Source organism: Sorangium sp. So ce124 (assembly GCF_051525235.1).
In the GTDB taxonomy this organism is placed as follows: domain Bacteria; phylum Myxococcota_A; class Polyangia; order Polyangiales; family Polyangiaceae; genus Sorangium; species Sorangium atrum.
This window is the reverse complement of record NZ_CP150312.1, coordinates 9,169,846-9,190,363: the sequence shown is the minus strand read 5'-3', so window position 1 is coordinate 9,190,363 and position 20,518 is coordinate 9,169,846. Positions and strand designations below refer to the sequence as shown.

20 protein-coding genes and 1 pseudogene are annotated in these 20,518 nt (G+C 68.2%); 11 read left to right on the top strand and 10 right to left on the bottom strand.

Annotated elements, in window-relative coordinates; all coding sequences use genetic code 11:
- Window positions 1-153: 153 nt before the first annotated feature.
- Window positions 154-1,113, top strand: coding sequence for an ATPase (locus WMF19_RS34415; RefSeq protein ID WP_272095068.1), 960 nt, complete (start codon window positions 154-156; stop codon window positions 1,111-1,113).
- Between the two features lie 27 nt (window positions 1,114-1,140).
- On the opposite strand, the gene WMF19_RS34410 is transcribed toward WMF19_RS34415, so the two are convergent.
- Together WMF19_RS34410 and WMF19_RS34405 are read right to left on the bottom strand one after the other, a co-directional pair.
- Window positions 1,141-1,512 carry an RNA polymerase sigma factor gene (locus tag WMF19_RS34410; protein ID WP_437894228.1) on the bottom strand — a complete coding sequence of 124 codons (372 nt, stop codon included), beginning with the start codon at window positions 1,510-1,512 and terminating at the stop codon, window positions 1,141-1,143.
- 102 nt (window positions 1,513-1,614) lie between these two features.
- A complete protein-coding gene (locus WMF19_RS34405) occupies window positions 1,615-2,682 on the bottom strand; it encodes an RNA polymerase sigma factor (protein WP_437894227.1) in 1,068 nt (355 codons plus the stop codon).
- Between the two features lie 222 nt (window positions 2,683-2,904).
- Here WMF19_RS34405 and WMF19_RS34400 point away from each other — a divergent pair, with 222 nt between their 5' ends.
- From WMF19_RS34400 to WMF19_RS34390, 3 genes are read left to right on the top strand one after another with little or no spacing between them, the layout of a single operon-like run.
- Window positions 2,905-4,008 carry a hypothetical protein gene (locus tag WMF19_RS34400; RefSeq protein WP_437894226.1) on the top strand — a complete coding sequence of 368 codons (1,104 nt, stop codon included), beginning with the start codon at window positions 2,905-2,907 and terminating at the stop codon, window positions 4,006-4,008.
- 20 nt (window positions 4,009-4,028) lie between these two features.
- A complete protein-coding gene (locus WMF19_RS34395) occupies window positions 4,029-5,669 on the top strand; it encodes a hypothetical protein (RefSeq protein WP_437901707.1) in 1,641 nt (546 codons plus the stop codon).
- A gap of 37 nt (window positions 5,670-5,706) precedes the next feature.
- Window positions 5,707-7,263: a hypothetical protein gene (locus WMF19_RS34390; RefSeq protein ID WP_437894225.1), complete on the top strand. Its 1,557-nt coding sequence runs from the start codon at window positions 5,707-5,709 to the stop codon at window positions 7,261-7,263.
- A gap of 536 nt (window positions 7,264-7,799) precedes the next feature.
- Here the strand turns inward: WMF19_RS34390 and WMF19_RS34385 are convergent.
- From WMF19_RS34385 to WMF19_RS34370, 4 genes are all read right to left on the bottom strand, one after another.
- Window positions 7,800-7,946 (bottom strand): hypothetical protein, encoded by a 147-nt coding sequence (locus WMF19_RS34385; protein WP_272098690.1) that lies wholly within the window; start codon window positions 7,944-7,946, stop codon window positions 7,800-7,802.
- Between the two features lie 436 nt (window positions 7,947-8,382).
- Window positions 8,383-8,925 (bottom strand): hypothetical protein, encoded by a 543-nt coding sequence (locus WMF19_RS34380; RefSeq protein ID WP_437894224.1) that lies wholly within the window; start codon window positions 8,923-8,925, stop codon window positions 8,383-8,385.
- Window positions 8,922-9,686, bottom strand: a complete 765-nt coding sequence (locus WMF19_RS34375; protein ID WP_437894223.1) for a hypothetical protein — start codon at window positions 9,684-9,686, stop codon at window positions 8,922-8,924. The genes WMF19_RS34380 and WMF19_RS34375 overlap by 4 nt, the downstream gene beginning before the upstream one ends.
- Window positions 9,683-10,222, bottom strand: a complete 540-nt coding sequence (locus WMF19_RS34370; RefSeq protein ID WP_437894222.1) for a hypothetical protein — start codon at window positions 10,220-10,222, stop codon at window positions 9,683-9,685. Before WMF19_RS34370 ends, WMF19_RS34375 begins: the two co-directional genes overlap by 4 nt.
- 172 nt (window positions 10,223-10,394) lie before the next feature.
- Here WMF19_RS34370 and WMF19_RS34365 point away from each other — a divergent pair.
- A pseudogene (locus tag WMF19_RS34365) lies at window positions 10,395-11,018 on the top strand (hypothetical protein); the annotation flags it as partial.
- Window positions 11,019-11,465: 447 nt separating this feature from the next.
- Here WMF19_RS34365 and WMF19_RS34360 read toward each other — a convergent pair.
- Window positions 11,466-11,999 (bottom strand): hypothetical protein, encoded by a 534-nt coding sequence (locus WMF19_RS34360; protein ID WP_437894220.1) that lies wholly within the window; start codon window positions 11,997-11,999, stop codon window positions 11,466-11,468.
- A gap of 1,002 nt (window positions 12,000-13,001) precedes the next feature.
- On the opposite strand from WMF19_RS34360, the gene WMF19_RS34355 reads away from it, so the two are divergent.
- Window positions 13,002-14,027 carry a hypothetical protein gene (locus WMF19_RS34355; protein ID WP_437894218.1) on the top strand — a complete coding sequence of 342 codons (1,026 nt, stop codon included), beginning with the start codon at window positions 13,002-13,004 and terminating at the stop codon, window positions 14,025-14,027.
- A gap of 332 nt (window positions 14,028-14,359) precedes the next feature.
- Here WMF19_RS34355 and WMF19_RS34350 read toward each other — a convergent pair whose 3' ends face one another.
- Window positions 14,360-15,451 (bottom strand): peroxiredoxin-like family protein, encoded by a 1,092-nt coding sequence (locus tag WMF19_RS34350; protein WP_437894217.1) that lies wholly within the window; start codon window positions 15,449-15,451, stop codon window positions 14,360-14,362.
- Window positions 15,452-15,539: 88 nt separating this feature from the next.
- On the opposite strand from WMF19_RS34350, the gene WMF19_RS34345 reads away from it, so the two are divergent.
- Genes WMF19_RS34345 through WMF19_RS34335 form a run of 3 tightly spaced genes read left to right on the top strand, consistent with a single transcriptional unit; the run spans window position 15,540 to window position 17,579 of the window.
- Window positions 15,540-16,454, top strand: coding sequence for a LysR substrate-binding domain-containing protein (locus tag WMF19_RS34345; RefSeq protein WP_437894216.1), 915 nt, complete (start codon window positions 15,540-15,542; stop codon window positions 16,452-16,454).
- On the top strand, window positions 16,451-16,588 hold the full coding sequence (locus WMF19_RS34340) for a hypothetical protein (RefSeq protein WP_437894215.1): 138 nt from the start codon (window positions 16,451-16,453) through the stop codon (window positions 16,586-16,588). The genes WMF19_RS34345 and WMF19_RS34340 overlap by 4 nt, the downstream gene beginning before the upstream one ends.
- A gap of 46 nt (window positions 16,589-16,634) precedes the next feature.
- Window positions 16,635-17,579, top strand: coding sequence for an aldo/keto reductase (locus tag WMF19_RS34335; protein WP_437894214.1), 945 nt, complete (start codon window positions 16,635-16,637; stop codon window positions 17,577-17,579).
- Between the two features lie 160 nt (window positions 17,580-17,739).
- On the opposite strand, the gene WMF19_RS34330 is transcribed toward WMF19_RS34335, so the two are convergent.
- Both WMF19_RS34330 and WMF19_RS34325 read right to left on the bottom strand, forming a co-directional pair.
- Window positions 17,740-19,077, bottom strand: a complete 1,338-nt coding sequence (locus WMF19_RS34330) for a hypothetical protein (protein WP_437894213.1) — start codon at window positions 19,075-19,077, stop codon at window positions 17,740-17,742.
- A 365-nt stretch (window positions 19,078-19,442) separates the two neighbouring features.
- Window positions 19,443-19,682 (bottom strand): hypothetical protein, encoded by a 240-nt coding sequence (locus tag WMF19_RS34325; protein ID WP_437894212.1) that lies wholly within the window; start codon window positions 19,680-19,682, stop codon window positions 19,443-19,445.
- Window positions 19,683-19,798: 116 nt separating this feature from the next.
- Between WMF19_RS34325 and WMF19_RS34320 the strand changes: the two genes are divergently transcribed.
- Together WMF19_RS34320 and WMF19_RS34315 are read left to right on the top strand one after the other, a co-directional pair.
- Window positions 19,799-19,990, top strand: a complete 192-nt coding sequence (locus WMF19_RS34320; RefSeq protein WP_437894211.1) for a hypothetical protein — start codon at window positions 19,799-19,801, stop codon at window positions 19,988-19,990.
- Window positions 19,991-20,006: 16 nt separating this feature from the next.
- Window positions 20,007-20,477 carry a hypothetical protein gene (locus tag WMF19_RS34315; protein ID WP_437894210.1) on the top strand — a complete coding sequence of 157 codons (471 nt, stop codon included), beginning with the start codon at window positions 20,007-20,009 and terminating at the stop codon, window positions 20,475-20,477.
- Window positions 20,478-20,518: the final 41 nt, after the last annotated feature.

Sequence of the window (20,518 nt, the reverse complement as noted above, 5' to 3'; positions counted from 1 at the left end):
CTCCTTGCGATCTTGCGCTTGCGAGCTTTCGACGAAAGCGTCGGTATCGTGCTCTCCGGTGACCCGAAGCCTCGGCGGCGCCGATTTCCTCATTGAGCGACCGCCCCTCTGCTCGGAGGGGCGCTGACCTCGACAAGGAGACATCTCATCGCCATGGCACCGAAGGCAACCACCGCAGCTTCATCCAGGACCAAGAACGCCCAGAACACGCGCGCTTCGAGCGACGCCGGAGGCGCGCACCGCTCGTCGGGCGGTGCGCCCGAGTTCACGCTGAGCGCCGAGCGAGAGGCCGAGCTGCTCCGAGAAGCCGAGTCGCTCGGCGATAACGCCTCACTCTTTCCAGGCAAGCTCGCTCGACGCGTCATCTGGGCGAGCCGCATTCAGCTCGCCGCCGAGCGCGACGCGGCGGATCTCGTGCGCACTCCGTTCGCCGAGGACGAGCCCCAGCTTACGCGAGAGGAGATCCGCGGGCTTCGTGAAAAGATCGAGCTCCTGCGCGTCGTGCAATCGCGCTGGCAAGCGGCGCAGCAGCGCCAGGAGCGGGCCGTCACGGCCTTTCAGAAGCCGGCCGCCGAGGCCGCCCAGATCAAGCAATCGCTCCTCCGCTTCTTCGATCTCCGCTTCAAGAAGAGCCCCGAAGGTCAAAAGCGGCTCATGGCAATCCGGGCGGGCAGCGGCGACGCGGACCTGGTCCAGGACGCCTCCGATCTCCTCTTGCTCTGCTCCGAGCACGCGGAGGCCGTTCAAAAGGCGCCTCGCGGCGAGGCTGCCGCGGCGGATCGCCTCCGCGAGCTCTCGCCGGTGCTCGCGCGCATGCTCGCCGACAAGACGCTCTCTCTCGAGGCGGTGCGCTCGCGCAAGCTCCGCGACGCCGCGTACACCCTCGTCGTGAACGCCGAGCGGAGGCTGCGCGCCGCCGCGGAGTACTGGTACGCGGGCACCGACAAGATGAAGGACTATGCGCCGTTCCCCGTCTCCCGCGGCGCCTACGGCGGAGGAGAAGAGGAGGGAGAGGACGGCGGCGAGCCGGAGGAGGCCGAGCCGGAAGACGGCGAGTCGGAGGCGGGCGAGTCGGGAGACGACGAGCCGGGCGATGATGGGCAATCGCCCTGAGCTCGCGCATCACGATCGCCAGCGCCCTCAGCCGCGCCGTCGTCCTCGGGGATCACGTTGCGGCTCATGTCGTGCACGAGGCGATCGGCAGTCGCGCAGCGCACCGAGGGCCTTTGTTCGTCGCTTGTAGAGCGTAGAGAGAGGTAGCCCCGCGTCTTCTGCCACCTGGGCCATCGGGATCCCATCCAGATCGTGTGCCCTGAGAACAAAGCGCAGCTGCGGGTCAAGCTCGTTCACCGCGTCGATGGCTCCCGTTCTGATGCTGTCCGCTTCCATCGAAGCAAAGGCATCCGGCGCTGGATCGGGCAGACTGTGTTGCACGATGGCATCGAATAAAACGCGCACCTCGTGTCGCACACCCACGTCCTCCAAATGCGAGGCACGGCTTCGCTCACCCATGGCTTCCTACTCCCGGGAGTGTCGTGTTCAGCGGAGAGCGCTCTGCCTCCTCCCAATCCACCTGCATCACTGCCCGCTGGCTGTCGGAGGGACGCCGACGACTCAGCGAACTTGCGTTAGGAGCGCTTCACGCTCTGCGGCGAGCTGCCCTTGCGGGAAGTCCCGTGCATGTGTCTCAAGCAAGCGGCGCGCCTCTGCCTCTGCGACCGCGTTATGCTCCTCGACGGCCCTTCGGGCCTCGTCGATGAGGCTCTGCTCGCGCTCGGTGACGGCTGGGACCACCGCGCGGACGCGGAGCGAGATACGACGAACCGGCGCACCTGACGGAGCGGGCCCCCGTGCATCTCGGTCCTGCACCGGCTGCGTGATCTCCTGGACGGTCGGCGCGGTCGGCGCGCCGGCCGCGCGCGTGGGAAGTTGGAGGGGCGGCTGCGCGATCTCCTCCACCGCCGGTGCGGGCGCAGGAGTGCGCACCACCGTTGCCCGCAGCCACGACTCCGGGCTGAGCGAGTCCGGCAACGTCGCGATGACGGCGCCGGTCAGCACGACGACCGTTCCCTGCACCAGGATCTTGATGCTCAGGCGGCCTAGCTTGCTCAGCCACCCCTCGCGGTCCCGCAGATCGAAGGCGAACGGGACGCATGCAGCGTCGTCCCATCCGCGCGAGCGTTGCCGCGCCCTCCGGCGTTTCACCGCCGCCTCGAGATCCTCGAGCGCTCGGATGTAGTGTGTACTCACCGTCTTCGGGTTGAGCCCAAGCTCGGAGGCGATCTCGATGAGCGGCACCTCCTCGAGCGCGTGTTTGATCAAGACGTCGCGGTACTTGGGGTCGACCTGGTTGATCAGGTCGTGGAGGAGCGCCTCCCGCTGCTGCCTGCGGAGCATCTCTTCCGGGGTCGGGCACTCCGCCTGAGGCTCGTGATCGTCGAACGAGGTCAGGACCTCCCCCCGACGGCGTGCGTTCCGGACGTGGTTCCGCGCCTGGTTCCGGACGATGGCGGCACCGTAGGCCGCCCGAGCCTCCCCGAGCTCGATCCGCTGATTCGCTTCCAGCTCCCGCAGCAAGGCGTCCTGCGCGAGGTCCTCCGCGTCTCGCGCAGGGACCCCGAAGCGCCGCGCGAGGCGCCGGAAGAACTCGAAGCCGGTGGGGGTGCTGGTTGGCTCGCCCATCACCGGTAGAACACCTGAGCCGCCTGGAGGGCTTCAAAAAAATGCAGGGCGGCCCCAGCGTCCGTCGGATCACATGCGACATGTAGGGACGCGGCGTCCGCGACTGCACGAACGGCGGTCGCCGCATTCCCCGATCTGGCGGGATTTTCTCATCGGAACGTTCAGGTCATGCCACTTTCAGCGCCGTTGACGCGCCACGGCTGGCGTAAGTACCGTCCGTGCATGCGTTTTGTCGCGCAATCGCTCTGGATATCCTTGATGCTTGGCGTCGTGGTCGGCACTACGCATCCGGTCCATGCGGAGGGCCGGAATTCGGCCCCCGCACGAAGCGACGATTCGATCGTAAAGGACCATCTTCGCCGCGCCCGGCGAGCTCGGGCATCGGGAAAGTGGACCGAGGCACACAGCGCGTACAAGGCGGCCTTCGAGGCGATCGACTCGACATCTGTTACAGCGCGAGAATCCGCTGAGGTCGCTGGAGAGCTGGGCCTTTGCGAGCTCAAGTTACGCAAGTTTCGTGACGCAGCGGAGCACCTGGCTTGGAGCCTTGAGCGGCGCAAGGCGCTTTCTCCTGAGCAGCAAAAAGGATTCGCGGACGGACTGGCCAAGGCCGTTCCGTTTCTCGCCACCCTCTATCTGTCAGTGGACCCGCCGGATGCCGAGGTGCTCATCGACGGCAAGCCCATCGGCCTACCCAGGCGGACCTACAGACTGTTCTTCGAGCCTGGCAAGCACATGGTGCGGGCCCGAGCACCGGGCCGCGAGGAAGGCTCCCAGACGCTGGACGCGCAGCCAGCGACCGAGCCGATCATGACGATCCAGCTACCACGTGCGGCCGAGAGCAGCGCCAAGGACAACGCGCCCGCGGTGCCCAAGCCCCTGAGCGCATCGCCCCCTGCGCGCCCGCAGGCTCCCGGGCAGCCAGCGTCGTGGCCGACGACACTGCGCATCGCGGGGATCGCCGTCACGACGGCCACCCTGTCCGCGGGCAGCCTGCTCATGATCCGGGCCACGAATCTTGACGGCGATCTGAGCGAACGGCGCGACGGGCTCAACGGCGGTGCGACGGCGAGCGGGTCCAGGTGCTGGCAAGCGGCGGACCGCCCGGCGTGCGCTGACCTGCTCCGCCTCCGAGACGAGCGCAACCTGTCTGCGGGCGTGGGCACGGCCATGCTCATCGCCGGCGGTGTGATCGGGGCGGCGACCGCCGCGTCCTTCTTCACGGACTTCTCCTTCCTGGGGCTCACGCCGGCTCAGGATCGGATCCACGCCTCGCCCGTGGCGACCGGGCGAGAGATCGGCGTGATGATCGAGGGGCTGTGGTGAGGACATCGGGGGCCGAGCAGATGCGCTCGAAGGAAGGCCGGCGCGTGGCGACGTCGGTCGTCGCTGTCGCGATCTTCATGTGTGGCGCGAGCATGCTGACTGGGTGCCCGTACTCCGACCCTTGCTGGGAGGTGGAGGCGTGCGAACCCGATCCGGTGCCTCCGCCCGGTCCGTGCGAGGGGCAGCCTGGCACGGCTCCGGCGCTGGATGAATGCGGGGTGTTCGTCAGCGAGCAGGGCGACGACAACAGCCCCGGCACGAAGGGTGCGCCGGTGAAGACGTTGCAACACGCGATCGGGCTTGCCGCGCACGGGCGAGGCCACGGCGAGGAAGCGACCCGGCGCGTGTACGCGTGCGGCGGGGAGTTCGCGGAGACGATCACGCTGCCCTCGGGGGTCGACCTCTGGGGCGGGCGCCTGTGTGACGGCGGGGGTTGGTCGTACGAGGGGTCATTCGGCGGGCCCGATCACCCGACGATCATCGCTCCGCCGGGGGGGATCCCGCTGAGGGTCCTCGGGGTGGAGGATGCGGAGCCCGCGGGAGACGACACGACGTCGGTGATCGCCGGCGTGCGCGTCGTGGCGGCGGACGCGTCGGCGCCGGATGGAAAGTCGTCGATCGCGGTGATTTTGAGCACGGGGGCCACGGCGATCGTGCAGGACAGCGTGATCGTCGCGGGCGACGGCAAGGATGGGGAGCCGGGAGAGGACGCGGACACCGAGCGGGCGGCGGACGGCGTCGTAGGTAACAACGGCGCGAACGCATGTACCGTGGACGCCGCCGTTGGCGCCCTTCCGGTGGTCACCGCGTGCGACGACGGCATCGAGTCGACGGGCGGCTACGGCGGCGACGGCGGACTCGACGTCGGCGGCGATGGCGCACCGGGACAGCCGGCGCTCGCGGAGGATCCCGAGCGCGACAGCCACGCGGGGCTCGGTGCGGATCAAACGCGATGCAGCGACGGGGGCTATGGCGCAGACGGCGCCGACGGTGGTCGTGCGGATGGCGCCTTCGGTCCAGGCTTCCTCAGCGACGATGGATGGATCGGTGTCCGTGGTAAGGATGGGACGAAGGGCGGCGTCGGCTATGGCGGCGGCGGCGGTGGCGGCAGCAAGTCGCGCGGGGACATGTTTGCGTGTCCGACAAGCCGCCCCCAAAGTGGCGCGGCCGGCGGCTCGGGAGGAAGCGGTGGCTGTGGCGGTCGGGGAGGCTATGGCGGCGGCTATGGCGGCGCGAGCATCGGTATCGTCGCGCTGGAGGGCACGGACCTGACTGTCACGAACACCGACGTGTTCGTTGGCAAAGGCGGCAACGGCGGCGTCGGCGGAACGGGCCAACCGGGCGGCATTGGTCGCCAGGGCGCTCACGGCGGCGTCGGTTATGCTGGAGACGGCGTGCTGTGGGGCGCGTGCCGCGGAGGTTATGGAGGCAACGGCGGTCGCGGAGGTGATGCCGGCGGCGGGCTCGGCGGCGCATCCGTCGGCATCGCCTACGTGGTGCCCAACTTCGCCATTCGCCCCGGCACCACGGTGATTGTCGGAGGCGCCGGTGACGGCGGTTTCGCGGGGAACGCCGGCAGGGAGGACGAGGTGGGCAAAGGAGAACGCGGCCCACAAGGTCCTCTGGTTGCCTTCCCCGCGGCAAGCGAGCCGCTCCATTGAATCGTGCCGCGCGACACGCTGCCATCGAGAGATGCCCATGAACCTGAATCCCGCGATCCTCCTCGTCGTTGCGCTGCCGCTCGCCTCGGCCGGCTGCGGGACCGCACCGGGGGTGGACGACCCGAATGGTGCGCCGCCGTGCGACGGACCCTCGACGTGTGGAGGCGATCCGGTCCCCGAGTCCGTCTGCCTGGAGCAGCTTGCGAAGGGTCAGTTGGTCGACGGATGCGGCGTGTTCGTCAACCATCCGTTTTTCGGCGGTGACGACGCGAACCCCGGCACGAAGGACAGGCCGGTTCGTTCCCTCCAGCGCGGCATCGAGCTTGCGCGCACCGGGCGCGGTCGCGTGTTTGCCGCGAACGATGGCTTCGAGGAGTCCATCACGCTGCCCTCCGGGGTGGATATCTACGGAGGCTTCAATGTCGTCGATTGGGAACGCCTGAAGGAGACTCCACTCCCGGCGCAGGGCATGAGCAAGGTCGATCCCCCCTCGGCCGGGCAGATTGCGCTGATCGTCGAGCCGGCCCGAGCCGGCGACACGGGGGCAGCGGACGGAGTCTCGATCATCGATCACATGTCCCTCCGCAGCCAAATGCATGTCGGGATCATCGTTCGGTCGGGCACCGCGGTGGAGATCGTCGGAAGCTGGATCGAAGCCGATCCCGGAAGGGGGGGCCGCGATGGCGACAAATGGCCGGGCCGAGCAGCGTCGGGGCCGGACGGGCAGTATGGAGGAGACGCGTGCTCCGCAGCGACGGTCCCGGGTGGGGCTAGGGCGGTGAACTCCTGCGAGGGAGGGATCCCGAGCGCCGGTGGCAAGGGGGGCGACGGGCTCGCCGACGGCGCCGGAGATGGGGAGGACGGCGAGCCCGTACCCGAGCCGAACCCACTCCTCGAGGGGGATGGAGGACGTGGCAACCGGGCAGACGGTGGTTGCAACAGCGGCGCCACCGGGAAAAGCGGCATGTGGGGCGCCGCCGGCGCTGCGGGCAAGGGCCGCGGGCGGATCGATGAGACCGGATGGCACGGCGACGGGGCCGGCGACGGCGCCCGGGGGATGCCGGGCCAAGGCGGCGGCGGGGGCGGCGGGCGTCGCGGCGGGCTCGCGGTGTGCGGCGTGGCCACCAAGGGCGGCGCCGGCGGCGGCTCCGGAGGCGCGGGCGGTTGCGGGGGGCGGGGCGGCCGAGGGGGCGGGAACGCCCAGCCGAGCATCGCGATCCTGGCGCTCCACGCGAAGGTGACGGTGCGCGATAGCATCATCACGAGCGACGACGGGGGCCAAGGCGGCGACGGCGGGGAGCCGGAGGAAGGCGGCAAAGCCGGCCGAGGCGCTCCAGGAGGCGCCTTGGGGGACGGCATGTGGTCCTGCCACGGTGGCAGCGGCGGCCCCGGAGGCGACGGCGGCTACGGCGGCCCCGGGCGCGGCGGCGACTCGATCGGCATCGCCTACGTCGACGAGGACCAGCTCACCCTGGAGGGGGTCACCTTCGAGATCGGGCTGCCGGGCCCGGGCGGAACGAGCTGGGAATGGACTGGCGACGTGATCACGGGGGAGGACGGCATGGCCGTCAAGACGCTGCGCTTCCCTGAATAGGATCACGACACATCAGGCGAACTCTGTAAACGGTGTGAACGGCATACGCCTCGGGCGATCCGGCATATCGTGTTCGCGGTAACTTCCGCCGCTGGCGACCGAGGCAGCGACGCCTGTCGTCGCCGCGCTCCAGCCGATTGTGGCGATGGCACTGCCGACCGGAAGGAGTGAGCGTCGCCTTCGCGGATGCACACCCCGAGTCGCACGACGGCGCCCGCGAGCGCAGCCCATCGCGCGGCGACGCGAGCAGGCAGGCGCGAGAGGGCGCCGACGGTGGCGCGCTTGGGAGCTCCACGACGGCGCCCGCGGGCCTGATGGTGGCAAGGTGGACAGCCGCGCGGAGCTCCAGGAGCACGGCTCCAGGTCGCGGCGCCGAGACCTCGCTCGCGCAGCCCGCCGGCGAGGGCCCGGGCTCGACCAGGTGGACCCGAGGCTCCCGACCTCGGCCGGCGTCCAGCTCGCCCCCGGGGCCACGCCCCACCTGGCGCCGTCCCAAGCGAGCGGCGCCCCCTGCTGGGTACAGCCAGCCTTCCGCGTCAGCGACGGCGCCGGAAGCCGAGGACGAGCGCGGCGCCCATGCCGACGAGCACGAGCAGGGCCACGGCGACCCACACCCAATCCCGGGGATCCGAGCTAAAGGAGACAGCCACCACGCCGCACCCGGGAGAACACGCTCTTTTCATCAGGTACCCATCCTTTTCATAAACCACCGCCGCCGGTCCGCCGGAAGGTGCGGATCACGCCGCGGTATTCCTTGGCGCCGCGGCCCCGCTATCTGCTCCGGCGCCATGTACGACGCCAGCGTCATCGCGCGCTCGCGGGCGTCGACCTCGACGCCCGCGGCTGCTCCGCCGACCGTGGCGCCGGGACCGCGCTCGACACCTCGCCGGCACGGCCCCGAGCTCGATCAGGTGGACGGTGGCGGCGACGGCCTCGATCTCGCGCCGCGTTTCTACGTGAAGGAGATCATCCCTGCCGAGGTGCGAGCCGACCGAGTTCACCCCGGCTTGCAACCGCCACCGGCGCGCGGCCGCAGGGGGGCGCGCCGAGCTCGCCTCGATCTCCTCGCCGCCCACGCGACCGAACGCGGCTACGTGGACGACGGACGCCAGGGAAGGGCTATACGGGATCGACCCAAGTCCACACCTCCGAGAAGAGGCACATGTAGATCGTCGCCTCGCCCATCAACACCACGTTCATCGCCACATCCGGCACCACCTCGTTCCCGATCTCCGGCGGGATCGGCCGGTAGCCCGGGTACGTGGCCTCGATCTCCCGGGCGACCTCGCGCGCCACCGGCTCCTCCTCGGGGATACCGGGGAGGTGGAGCCCGTAGTATGGCCCGAGCAGGGACACGTGGAAGCTGAGCGCAGTTTCGTCGATGAGCCAGATGCGAGCCGAGTACGCCGGGTCGGCCCCCCCGGACAACAGGTGGAGCGACTCGTTTTGAAGGCCGTATCGATCCCCCAGCCTGTCGATCATGGCGTTCCACCTTGGGTACTCCGCTCGCCCGCGGTTCGCGGCTTCCACCAGGCGGCGGTGCTCCTCCGTGTCCTTGTAGACGGGCTCGTTGGGAGGCACGTAGATGCGATCGATGTTATGCACACCTCGCGGGTAAAAGCGGTAAACGACGTCGAGCAGCTCGGAGCGAGTTATCATCATGGATTCGTCACCCTAGCGCCGAGCCCCTTGTACTTGGATATGAACGTCGCCCGCGTCTGGTCGATGAATCTACTGCAGAATATCCCCGGGGGGAGATCGTAGTCCATGCGGTTTGCGACCTCCTCCGTGATCTCTTCGCTGAGGCTGGCTGCGCGGTCTGCATCGATTTGTCCATAAATCTCAGTCCGGAGCGGCATGCCGATGGAGAAACTACAGATCCAGCTCTTGATCGGGTGCGGGATAGTGAGTCTCCTGAACTCGAGGTTTACCTTGGCCTCTTGCCATCCTCCGCCTTTGCCCGTGCCTGGGTCATTGATGATGACAACAAAATTGAAATCCGACGGATCGAAGCCTCCGTATACCCAGGGGGCCATTCCAGGTGGACACTTCGAGCTGCATGCATCGCTACAGCTCAAGAAGGTCGCTCCGCTTCCGGCTATGTCGCCGATTCCGGGGCACGGGTCTTGCGGGCTCGTCGGGCTACCTGTCGGCCGCTCTGAGTTGTCGCTCGGGCTCTCTTCTTCTTCGCTATCCGTTTTGTTGCACTGAATCTTGCGCTCGCCGCCCCCCTGCGGGTCGGCCCCGAAGTCCCCCGACGCGACGGAGGTGATGACGGGGACGGGCGGCCCGACTGGTCCGCCTGCACCTGCACCCCCCTCCCACTCCTCGCGGGGATAGCATTCTCCTACCGTCCAGTTGCACGCGGTTAGGGTGCACAGGGCGATGGTCATGATCAGAAGCAGGAATCTTTTGATGTTCATTTTATGCTCCATCGACGCACGGGGCCGACGACAACAAGCACCGACACGTAGCCTGGAAGCACGAGGCTGCTCCCGCCGACCCAATCGACGTTGGCGGTCACCGATACGCCGAGCGCTCCGGCAACGTACACGTTGGTTTGCGCATGCGCGCCTGCGGCCATCCCGGCAACATGCCCACATAAGGCGCTCCCGCAGGCCGGCATGAAGTAAAACGCGACCGACGGGCCAGCACTGAAATCGCCACTCTTCCAACCATACCCGAGGGCGACGGCAGTGCTATTGTACACACCGGCTCCACCTATCTGGATTGGGGGCATGACGCTGAACAGGTCGTGAACCTTGAGTGTGATATTGCTCTTGATGTGCCACGAGATTCCTGCATGCGGGCCCACCGCGAGACGCGTCGTGGTACCAGCTCGGATCCCCCCGAGGCTTATTCCGGCGCTCAGCTCGGATGCGTCTGCCTGCGTCGGGACGATACTGAGAACGAGAGCGATCCCTGTCGCCGAGTAGATCTGCCGGCCTGTCGTCCTCATCGTCTCCTTCCGTGTTTTCCGAAACATGCGAGCAAAGTGGCGATGCGGGCCATTTTTCTGATCGCAGGATCGGCGTCAAACGGAATCGAGACGAGAACACTACACGGACCAAAGGTCGCACTGAAAACCTGTCCACGCCGCGTCAGAGCGCACGGACGGCCTTGCGCCCCGGGGTTGCACGACTGCACCGGGCAAGGGCCGCGGGCGGATCGATGAGACCGGATGGCACCCCGACAGGGCCGGCGACGGCGCCCGGGGGATGCCGGGCCAAGGCGGTGGCGGGGGCGGCGGCCGCAGGGGCGGGCTCGCGGTGTGCGACGTGGCCTCCAAGGGGGGCGCCGGTGGCGGCTCCGGAGGCGCGGGCGGCTGCGGGGGGCGGGGCGGCCGAGGGGGCGAGAACGGCTACCCGAGCATCGGCATCCTGGCGCTCCAGGCCAAGGTGACGGTGCGCGATAGCATCATCACCGCCCGCGACGGGGGCCAAGGCGGCGATGGCGGGGAGCCGGAGGAAGGCGGCAAGGGCGGCTGGGGCATGCCAGGCGGCGCCGTGGGGGACGGCACGTGGTCCTGCAAGGGTGGCAGCGGCGGCCTCGGAGGCGACGGCGGCTACGGCGGCCCTGGGCGCGGTGGCGACTCGATCGGCATCGCGTACCTCGACGAGGACCAGCTCACGCTGGAGGGGGTCACCTTTGAGATCGGGCTGCCGGGCCCGGGTGGCACGAGCTGGGAATGGACCGGCGATGTGATCACGGGGGAGGACGGTATCGCCGTCAAGACGCAGCGCTTCCCTGAATAGGGTCGACGCAAACGCTCTGTGGACAGGTACCGGTAGCGCGTTGGCGGCGACGCGCCCAGGCCTGCGGGACACCGCACATGAGGCTGATACCAGCAAGGCGGACGGTCACGCCGAGTTTCAGGAATCTTACTCCAGGCCGCGGTGCCGAGCGCGCGCGTGAGGAGTTCGCCGTCAGCGTGGCCGAGCTCGACCAAGTGGACGGCGACGGCCACGAGCTCGCGCGGCGCTTCTCCCTGGAGGAGATGATCCACTGCCGAGGTGTGAGCCGCCCGAGCTCCCCCCGCTCGTACCGCCACGGCGGCGCCGCCATGGAGGGGGCGCCGTGTCCCTCGCCCTTCGCGGCGGCTCCAGGTAGACACCGGCGAGGCCGCTGCGTCCGCGAGCTCAGACGTCAAGGCGGAAGGAGGAGCGGAGTGGTGTACAATCAACAATCAACAGCCAGCCTGTTCATTTCGACTTTACCTCAAATCTCCAAATTGGTCCGGTGGTGAACATCACGACCAGACTTCCAGGAAGAACGCGACTACTGCCGCTAGCCCAGTCCACATGGACGCTGGTGGACACGCCCAAGGGCCCGGCGAAGTACCAGTCGGACTGGGCGCGGCCGCCTGGAGCAACCCCCACCACGCGGTCACAGATCACGGCACCACACACCGGCATCGAGTAGATCGCCAGGGACGGACCGAGACTGACGGTGGTTGTCTTCGTGGCATACCCAAGAGTGACTGCCGTTCGATCGTAGACCCCGATACCTGCCCCTGGAACGATGCTGAACATGTTGTGGACTTCGAGCCGGAAGTCCCCTTCGTTGCGCCAGAGCCAGCCGGCGAATGGGCTCACGGCAAGCCTGGGTTCGGTCCCGATCTGGATCCCGCCCACGCTCACGCCGCCGTGGAACTCGAGTGCCTGGGCCGGCGCCGGAACCACGACGAGCGCACCGACGCAAAGCAAGCCGATCTTGCCGAGTAAGCGCATGGACATGGTGGAAGCCCTGGCCGAGCCGCGACAGGCGTTATGAGAGCGCGCACGATCTTTCTGGGCATGACGTGGGCGTCAAAGAGAAATTCGGCGAGCAGAGCCCGAGTCTCTGGGGTCGACGCGTCCCGGACGGCCGCACCGCCGCGGCGAAGGGCTATGTAGCGCTCGCTCCCGCGCTCCTCGTCGCCAGCCGTCGTCGGCGTCCGCTTCGACCGCCGGGCCCCGCCGGGGGGCTGCACCGAACTCGCGCTCGAGCTGCTCGCCGGTGGCGCCGCGCCCGAACTCGACCAGGTGGACGGAGATCGCGTCGCGCTCGCCGATGTCCGTCCGCCTCGACCTCCGCACCCGGCCGTGGAGGCTGCGCCGCGCTCACGCTCGGGACCTCCCGCCCCGGGCGTCACAACGCACCGAGCAGGCTCAAGGCCGCGCCGACGTGCGCCTCGACCTCCGATGGTCCGCGCCGAGCTCGGCCGCGACGATGTGCAACCCGCTGCGCTCAGCTCGAGCTCGGCTTCGGACCGGGGCGAAGTTGACAAGCCGTAGCCGCAGGGACGCAATCCATGCCCTGAATCACAGTTGACGCCGCCCCTCCGCACACGCATCTGGAAAAACTTGGAGGGGGAGCATGCGCCACAGGCTGAAATTGAAGGCGATCCCTGTTCTTATTCCTCTCGGTCTCACGGTGTGGGCATGCAACTACGACGTGGGCGAGTGCTATCTTAGGGGGACGAAAGGCACAGGGGCCGGAGAACCATACCCACCGGGGTCAGCAGCTACGGGGGACTGGTTCGGGAACGGTGGCGACGTGGGGAGCGGCGCCACTGAAGAGATGGCTGGTTGCACTCCGGATAGGTCATGCACAGACATGTACGTCGACTGTCAGGACAAAGGCTATCCGTGTAACCGAATTGTCGATGGCGGCAAATCTCTTTGCGCAGTCTGTCGGCGCGACTGTCAGCTCAAAAAAAGATACACGTACGACGAGTGCTATCGGTGTGGGTTTGAATGAACACGACGATCCGGAAGTCCATTCGGGACGCAACGCATGTTGCCTTCGACACGCCGACAACAGAGCGCCTGGTACGACTCGGCGCGGGTAATGCGGTGCGTGCGTCCGACTGCCTTATTATCGGGCCGAGTCGAATGGATGCCATGGAGCATGCCCGGGCGCGTGAGGCATGGTGGTCTTCGTCCGAAGAGTGGGACCGGCTCTATTCATCGGATATCCGCTGGGATCTACCCGTTGTCCTGTGGGTGTCACCGAGTCTCCACGAGCGAGTTAACCTCTGGAGGGCCTGTAGCTGGTTGCGTCACCTAGGGATCGCGCGTCACAATGTCTTTATCGTCGATTTTGATCCAGTGCACCGCTCAAGGATCCCCGAGGAACCGCTGCCTCCGTTCGACTGCTCCGCATCGGTGTCTGATCATCCTGACGAGGTTCTTCTGGAGCGCCTCGACAAGGCGCGCCCCTGGCCACGGGAACGCTACGATCGTGCCGTCCGCCTCTGGGAGAGGTACGTCGATACGAATCCATTGCCTTTCGTCGAAAGGTGCACACGTGGCGTCAAAGGGTTCCCAGAGCTCGCTCCCTTGTGGGCGCTTCTCTCTTCCTTCTTTCCAAGAAGGACCACGAGAGGAGCCATACGCCTCAGTCGATTCGACGAGCTCATCTTGGCTCTTCTGTCGACGGAGTGGCAGACTCCGTTGGCCGTGTGCGGCCAAAAATCGCAATTGGGCGCCGAGTTGTGGGAGTTCCTCGACTGCACGGGCGATCTGTTCCTACCACGCCGACTGGAGCAATGGGCAGATCACGATTCGAGTGCGGTTGTGGAGCGGGCGACGGGACCAAAGCCGGCTGATGGCTACCCGATGCTATCGCTGGTCTATCGGCTCACCGATCGTGGCATGAAGCTCCGAGAAGGACTCGATCGGCTCGCGGATGCACCAAGCCTGCCGATTGCAGGGACCGAGGCGTATTCGACGTCATCTCCATGGGTGGTGCTCGATGATGGACGGCTAGTTCCGTTGTGATGGCCAGTCTGCGCCGTCCGCTGACAACGGAACGCTCCTCAGGTTGAGTGTTCGTCAACCAAGTGGTCAGCTAGGGGGCCGAGCGGGGAGGCCCACGAGACGCTTCGCCGAAGCCGAATAGCCGCGGTCACGTCCGGGGGGACGGCGCCGGCGAGGCCAGGTTCGAGGCGAAGCGGAGGGGACCGCTCGTGGCGGAGTTCGACGGGTTCAATGTGCAAGCTGCGGTACGGATCGAGAGATGGGACGATGAGGGGTGGGAGCGGCTCGTCTTCCTGGCTGTGACTTCGAGCAGACCGCCGAGGTTGTCGTTGGCCGAGCCCTGGGGGGCTCCATCACGGCGCGCACACCTCGGCGGCCGCGCGCACGCTCGACGCCGCAGGCGCACGCGTCAGCGCGAGGACCTCGTCGACCGACCACTGATCGCCTGCGTGCTCGCCGTACTTGCTCGCGAGCACGCTGCCGTCGGGCGCGACGAGGAAGTCGGCCGGGAGCCCGAATCGACCGCCGGTCGGGATCAGCGCGGGCGGCCGCTCGCGCCCGCGCAGGATCGCGATCGCGCTCCGCGCCACCGAGCGGACGATGGTGGGCCACACGCGCGGATCGAACACCGAGAGGAGCGACGGCTCGGCGCCGAGCTCCGCGTACAGCCGCTTCTTAGGATCGGGCACCACAGCGAAGGGGAGCCCGTCGGCGTGGAGCCGGAGCTCGTCGGCGCTCGAGTGGAACACGACCACCTCGCGGATCCCGGCCGCTGCGATCTCGCCGTGACGGACGGTGATCGAGCGGAGGTGGAGGTTGCACACCGGACAGCCCGCGAAGCGACGGAGCTGGAGGTGCACGATCCGCGTGGGATCGGGGATGCGGATCCGCTCGCCGTGGACGCCCACGAGCTCGCGCGCGCCGAGCACGGCCCCGGGCGCGAGCCTCGTGACACGGCGGCGCAGGTCGCCGATCAAGCCGAGGGCCACGATCGCGGTGATCGCCGCGGGGACGATCTGCCCGACGCCGGTGATCTCGAAGAAGGCATCGCTGGGGAGCTCGTAGGTGGGCGGCGGGAACATCCGGAGGAGCAGGTCGCGAGGCGCGCCCGCGAAGAAGAGGACGTTCTTCGCGAGGTGGTTGTATGCGCCCTCGAAGAGCCCGATCGACGTCACCGGGAACGCGAGGGCGAGCGCCGCGAGCGAGCCCCCGGAGATGCGGCCGGCGCGCGTGCCCGGGCTCCGCCGGTACCCCGCGTACGCCAGCGCGATGGGGACGCAGAGCGCGAGCGCGACGGCGGCGCCGTGGAGGCGCCACGGCGTCGCGTACCGAACGCCGCCGTAGACGTGGTGGATCGCGGTCGCGACGAGCGTCGTTACCGCTCCGATGGTGACCGCCCGGGCGCGCGGGCTGGGAGAGGTGGCGCCGACGTTCACGGTGCTCATGCAGGGCACCGTGGCTCGTGCGCGCGGCGCAAACCATCGCCGAATGCGAACAACTTTCGTGCATGATACGCATCAATCGAGGTGCGACATGGACCGGCTCGCAGCGATCGAAGCGTTCGTCGAGGCCGCGGAGCTCGGGAGCTTCACGCTCGCCGCGCGCCGGCTGCGCGTCACGCCGTCCGCGGTCAGCCGCCGCGTCACGCAGCTCGAGGGCGAGGTCGGCGTGCGGCTCTTCCACCGCACCACGCGCGCGGTGACGCTCTCCGACGAAGGGCGCGCGTTCTTCGAGCGCGCCCGCGCCGCGCTGCGCGAGCTCGACGACGCGCAGCGCGCCACCTCGGGTCTGCGCGATCGACCGGCCGGGCTCCTCCGCGTGGAGGCGCCGACGGTGATCGGTCGTCACGTGATCGTGCCGGTGCTCGCGCGCTTCGCCGAGCGCTACCCCGACGTCGACGTCGAGCTCGTGCTGCGCGACGACCCGGCCGATCTCGCGTCGGAGCGGATCGACGTCGCGGTCCGGCTGGGCACGCTGCCGGACTCGGGCCTGATCGCACGCCCGGTCGGCCGCTCTCGGATGCTCGTCTGCGGCGCGCCCGGCTACCTGCGCGAGCACGGCCGGCCCCGCACGGTCGACGACCTCGAGCGCCACGTGCGCCTCGGGTACGCGCTGCACGGCCGGCTCATCCCCTGGCGCCTCCGCGACGGCGTGAAGGTGCGCGAGATCGCGCCCACGCGGCGCATCGTCGTCGACGACGGCGAGGCGCTGATCGAGCTCGCGATCGAGGGCGCCGGCCTCGCGTGGCTCTGCGACTTCATGCTGGCGCGCGCGGGCAAGGCGCGGAAGCTCGTCGAAGTGCTCCCGGACACCGCGTGCGATGCGGCCGCGATCTCGGTCGTATCGCTCCCGACCCGCCACGTCCTGCCGAAGGTGCGCGCCTTCACCGATCACCTCCGCCGCGCCCTCGCGCCCGACGGCGCGGCGAAGCGGCGCTCTACGCGATGATCGAGCAGAGCGAGCCGCTCGTCATCTACCGCGACACCGACCATTCCGGCCGGCTCATCGAGGTGGCCCCAGGCATCCCGTCGTTACTGAACGATATCAGACGGTTGCTTCGGTTCCTCGATGTCGGATATTGAATCGATTCAACAACCCGGCTAGTCTCTTGTCGAGAAAGGACCGACCATGAACAGCCGTCCCCTCGGCGATACGGGCATATCGGTAAGTGAAATCGGCCTCGGCGCTTGGCAGCTCGCCAACCCGGACTGGGGCATCCATGATCGCGCGGCTGCCTTACGCATCATCGACCGATCGCTCGATGCCGGGTGCACCTTCTTCGACACCGCTCCCGCGTACGCCGCCCACGGCCGTGGGCTCAGCGAGGAGCTGCTGGGGCAGGCGCTGAAGCACGTCCGCCAGAAGGTGGTCATCTGCACCAAGTTCGGTCGCAGCCCCGAAGGGAGCACCAACTTCGATACCAGCGCCATCCGGCCTTCGCTCGAAGGGAGCCTGCGCCGCCTGCAGACCGACTACGTCGACATCCTGTTGCTCCACAGCCCACCCCGGGAGCTCATGGATGGCCGGTGCTCGTCCCAGTACGCGGAGCTGGAGAAGCTCAAGACGGAAGGAAAGCTCAGGGTCTATGGCGTATCCCTGGACTGGCGAGTCGACGCGGAGACGGTCGTCGAGACCACCCGAAGCAAGGCGCTCGAAGTCCTGTACAACGTTTTTCACCAAGAGCCCGGCGGCGCGTTCCCGGCGGCGAAAGAGAGGGGAGTCGGGCTGATCGCGAAGGTGCCGCTCGACTCGGGCTGGCTGTCCGGAAGGTATCGCCGCGACGCCGAGTTCACCGACGTGCGCCGCCGCTGGTCACCCGAGGTCCTCGCCCGCCGCACCGCGCTCGTCGAGCGGCTCGCGGACCTGTTGCCCCCGGGCACCTCGATGACGCACGCCGCGCTCCAGTACATCCTGGCCCAGCCGCAGGTATCCACCGTCATCCCCGGCGCGAAGTCCGTCGAGCAGGCCCTCGACAACTTCGCCGCTGCAAACGCGCGGCTTGCCGCCGAGACCGTCGATGCCATTCGCGCGCTCTGGCAGCGCGAGCTGAAGGACGATCCGCTGCCCTGGTGAACGCCTTCGTCACCAACCTCGGTCTCTCTCCGCCGTGGCGACCGTCTCGACGCTGCCGGAGGGCGTGAGCAGCCGGGAGAACGCCTGCGCCGAGATCCAGGTCTCCCCGTCGGGGAGGTACATCGCGGAGAGGCGCCTCTGCTTCGAAAGCCAGCGGCGCTCAGGTTGCGGTTACGACGGTGATCTCGCCGGTCGTGTACAGCGCGGAAGTGTCCCAGGCGAGCCCTGGGGCGAGCGGCAAGGCGATGTTCACGGAGGCGAACGTCCCTGTGAGGTCACCGCTCCAGCCGAGCAGAACGATGGTGTCCCCGGCCTGGAACGACACGGACCCGGCGGCCGGCAGGACCTCCAGCGCCCCGTCGAGGTTGACGTCCCCATTCACCTGGAGGAGCGGCGAGGAGCTCGAGCCTGCGACCGTGATGCGGAGGGCGGCGCCCGGCCCCTGGCTGTAGGTGCCGGCGATGCCGGTCGAAGGGTAGACCTCTCCGACGGAGAGCTCGCCGGCCTGCGTGTTGGCGAGATCGCCCAGGAAGCTGCCGGTCTCGAGGCGCCCGCCGGCGAAGTCGAAATCGCCCGCATCGACGTCGATCGCGCCTGCGACGAGGTCGCCCTTCGCGAGCCGCACGGAGGGCCCCAGATAGGGATAGCCGCCGAACAACAGCGCTGTCCGGAGGAGGCCGCCGATCCTCACGGAGGCGCCCTTGTCGATCAGGAGCGACGGAGACTGCGACAGAGAGGCGAAGATCGAAACATCGCCGCTGTTCAGCCATGACGCATAGACGTCGTTCACCATGACGAAGCCACCTCCGAGCTCCGAGCGGATCTCGGTATCTTCTGTGGTCAGGGTCCCATAAGCGCCGACGGTGAGCGTGCCATATCCGTACTTCGATCCCACCTGGAGGAGCCCCTGGTTGGTCCAGGTGCCGCCCCAGCCTCTGACGCTCGCGCTGCTGTTCATGAAGCCATCGCCGCCGATGCGCGCGTCCACGGTGGAGAGCTGGCCGCTCCGAATGTCCAGCAAGCCGCGGCTCCTCATGCCCAGGACGAACGCTCCCGTGCTCACCCACCTCGTCGCGGTGCCCGTAATGATGGCTTTGCCGGTGCAGGTCCCGCAGCTGCGGCCGATGATGCCGCCGAAGTAGACGTCGTGTGAGAAGAGGCTCGCTCCTTGCCTGAGCTCCAGGGTTCCATGCCCCTGCGTGCCGATGTAGGTCGTCGTCCTGCTCGTCAGGGTGGCGTCGTACCCCTCGACGAGCGCGCGGCCAGATTTCGTGTCGCCTCCGATGCCCACCACGAGATCATCGGTGATCGCCTCGGCGCCGTGACGGATGACGATCCGACTCTCGAAATCGTCGCCGACCTCGATGGAGCCGTTGTTGATCCAGGTCGAGCCATACCCGTCGACCAGGATGATGCCGGGATCGTAGCTCGCCCGCACGGTTGCGCCGGGGCTGATCAACGTCCCGCCATCGGTCACCTCGACCGCGCCTGTTCCCACGCGGAGCCGGTTCGGTCCGAGGTCCCATGGGTCCGTTGGGTTCTGAGGCGATACGTTTCCCCAGATGGTCACGTCGGCAGAGGCTGGGCCTCCGACGCTCATCGATGCAGCCGCGATCAGCGCCGAGAGGGTATATCGAGCTCGGTGGTTCATGATTCTTGTCCCTTCCCAAAAAGACTTGGTCCCTTGAGAGCCCACGGTCGCCTGGATACCGCCCGCGATGGCCCGATACCTCCGCAGCACCAGAGCGCTAGGCACGCATGGTCTCCCATAGTGCACCGATATGCGAATCCGTTTGCAGTTGCAATACCTTCGTCGCATCACCGCGACCTGGGCTCAGATCCGACCGTCCAGGCGGCAAAAAGTCAGGCTACACAACCCCCGCTCCGCGAGCTGCCGCCGATCTCCCCGGCGTACCGCAGGACGATTGCCTCCTCGAGGCGCGGCTTCTCAAGCGAGGACACCACCTGGCCGAGCAGGCGGCGGGCATGTTGCGACATGGGCCGGTGCCTGCTGCGCAGCACCCCGAACACATTGCCTGGCTCAAGACGAAGCTCGACGCCGTCCCTGCGCTTGCGGCGCGCGTGGCGAACGATGCCGAGCACGGTCTCGCCGGCATAGCGGCGGCGCTCCCTGAGGTCGGCCTCGCGCGGGCCCCCTGCGCAGGCGGGCCGCTCCAGGCGTGAGCGCGGCCGCGAATCGCGGTAGAACAGGGGGCGCCATGCCCCGCAAGCCCACGGGATCGCTCTTCCGCAACGACGCTGGGCGGCTCTACGTCCGCGTCCTCGTCGGCGACAAGGACCGGGAAAGCTTCCCCCTCGACCCCAAGCTGACCGAGGGGCAGGCCGAGCAGCGCAAGGAACTCGTTCTACCCGATCGCCGGCCACGTCCCCGTCGCGGCCTTCACGCTTGACGACGCCGAGCGCGTCATGCGTGCGCTCCCGCCGATGTCCCCCGCGTCGCGCCGCCACATCGCGCAGCTTCTCCACCGGCTCATGGCGACGGCCGCCTTCCCGTGCCGCCTCGTCGCGACGAACCCGCTCCCCCGCGGCTTCCTCCCGATGCTCGGCCCCGCGAAGGCGAAAGCCTGTCTCTACCCCGACGAGGACGCGCGCCTGCTGGCCAGCACAGCGATCCCGCTGTGCTGGCGCGTCCTCTGGGGCTCCCTGAACCGCGAGGGCCCGCGCATCAGCGAGGCGGCGCGCCTGCAGGTGCAGGACGTCGACCTCGATCTCGATCGCGGCGCGCTGCGCCTCGAGAAGAACAAGACGAACGACCCGCGCGCGAGCGCCAGCAGGTGCGCGCCCACGACACGCGCTCAACGTCCATCACAGTCGCCCTGGCGAACGGCCGCAGCGAGACCTGGGTGGCCGACAGAACCGGCCATCGATCGAGCGTGATGATCCAGAGATACCGCCGAGCCACCAGGACGTTTGCAGAG

Coding starts and splice junctions, on each gene's coding strand:
- WMF19_RS34405 (WP_437894227.1), bottom strand. CDS start 2,682: ATGGGCGAGCCAACCAGCACCCCCACCGGCTTCGAGTTCTTCCGGCGC.
- WMF19_RS34320 (WP_437894211.1), top strand. CDS start 19,799: ATGCCCCGCAAGCCCACGGGATCGCTCTTCCGCAACGACGCTGGGCGG.
- WMF19_RS34385 (WP_272098690.1), bottom strand. CDS start 7,946: ATGAAAAGAGCGTGTTCTCCCGGGTGCGGCGTGGTGGCTGTCTCCTTT.
- WMF19_RS34390 (WP_437894225.1), top strand. CDS start 5,707: ATGAACCTGAATCCCGCGATCCTCCTCGTCGTTGCGCTGCCGCTCGCC.
- WMF19_RS34360 (WP_437894220.1), bottom strand. CDS start 11,999: ATGTCCATGCGCTTACTCGGCAAGATCGGCTTGCTTTGCGTCGGTGCG.
- WMF19_RS34375 (WP_437894223.1), bottom strand. CDS start 9,686: ATGAACATCAAAAGATTCCTGCTTCTGATCATGACCATCGCCCTGTGC.
- WMF19_RS34380 (WP_437894224.1), bottom strand. CDS start 8,925: ATGATGATAACTCGCTCCGAGCTGCTCGACGTCGTTTACCGCTTTTAC.
- WMF19_RS34400 (WP_437894226.1), top strand. CDS start 2,905: ATGCGTTTTGTCGCGCAATCGCTCTGGATATCCTTGATGCTTGGCGTC.
- WMF19_RS34350 (WP_437894217.1), bottom strand. CDS start 15,451: ATGAGCACCGTGAACGTCGGCGCCACCTCTCCCAGCCCGCGCGCCCGG.
- WMF19_RS34395 (WP_437901707.1), top strand. CDS start 4,029: ATGCGCTCGAAGGAAGGCCGGCGCGTGGCGACGTCGGTCGTCGCTGTC.
- WMF19_RS34345 (WP_437894216.1), top strand. CDS start 15,540: ATGGACCGGCTCGCAGCGATCGAAGCGTTCGTCGAGGCCGCGGAGCTC.
- WMF19_RS34370 (WP_437894222.1), bottom strand. CDS start 10,222: ATGAGGACGACAGGCCGGCAGATCTACTCGGCGACAGGGATCGCTCTC.
- WMF19_RS34315 (WP_437894210.1), top strand. CDS start 20,007: ATGCGTGCGCTCCCGCCGATGTCCCCCGCGTCGCGCCGCCACATCGCG.
- WMF19_RS34355 (WP_437894218.1), top strand. CDS start 13,002: ATGAACACGACGATCCGGAAGTCCATTCGGGACGCAACGCATGTTGCC.
- WMF19_RS34340 (WP_437894215.1), top strand. CDS start 16,451: ATGATCGAGCAGAGCGAGCCGCTCGTCATCTACCGCGACACCGACCAT.
- WMF19_RS34410 (WP_437894228.1), bottom strand. CDS start 1,512: ATGGGTGAGCGAAGCCGTGCCTCGCATTTGGAGGACGTGGGTGTGCGA.
- WMF19_RS34415 (WP_272095068.1), top strand. CDS start 154: ATGGCACCGAAGGCAACCACCGCAGCTTCATCCAGGACCAAGAACGCC.
- WMF19_RS34335 (WP_437894214.1), top strand. CDS start 16,635: ATGAACAGCCGTCCCCTCGGCGATACGGGCATATCGGTAAGTGAAATC.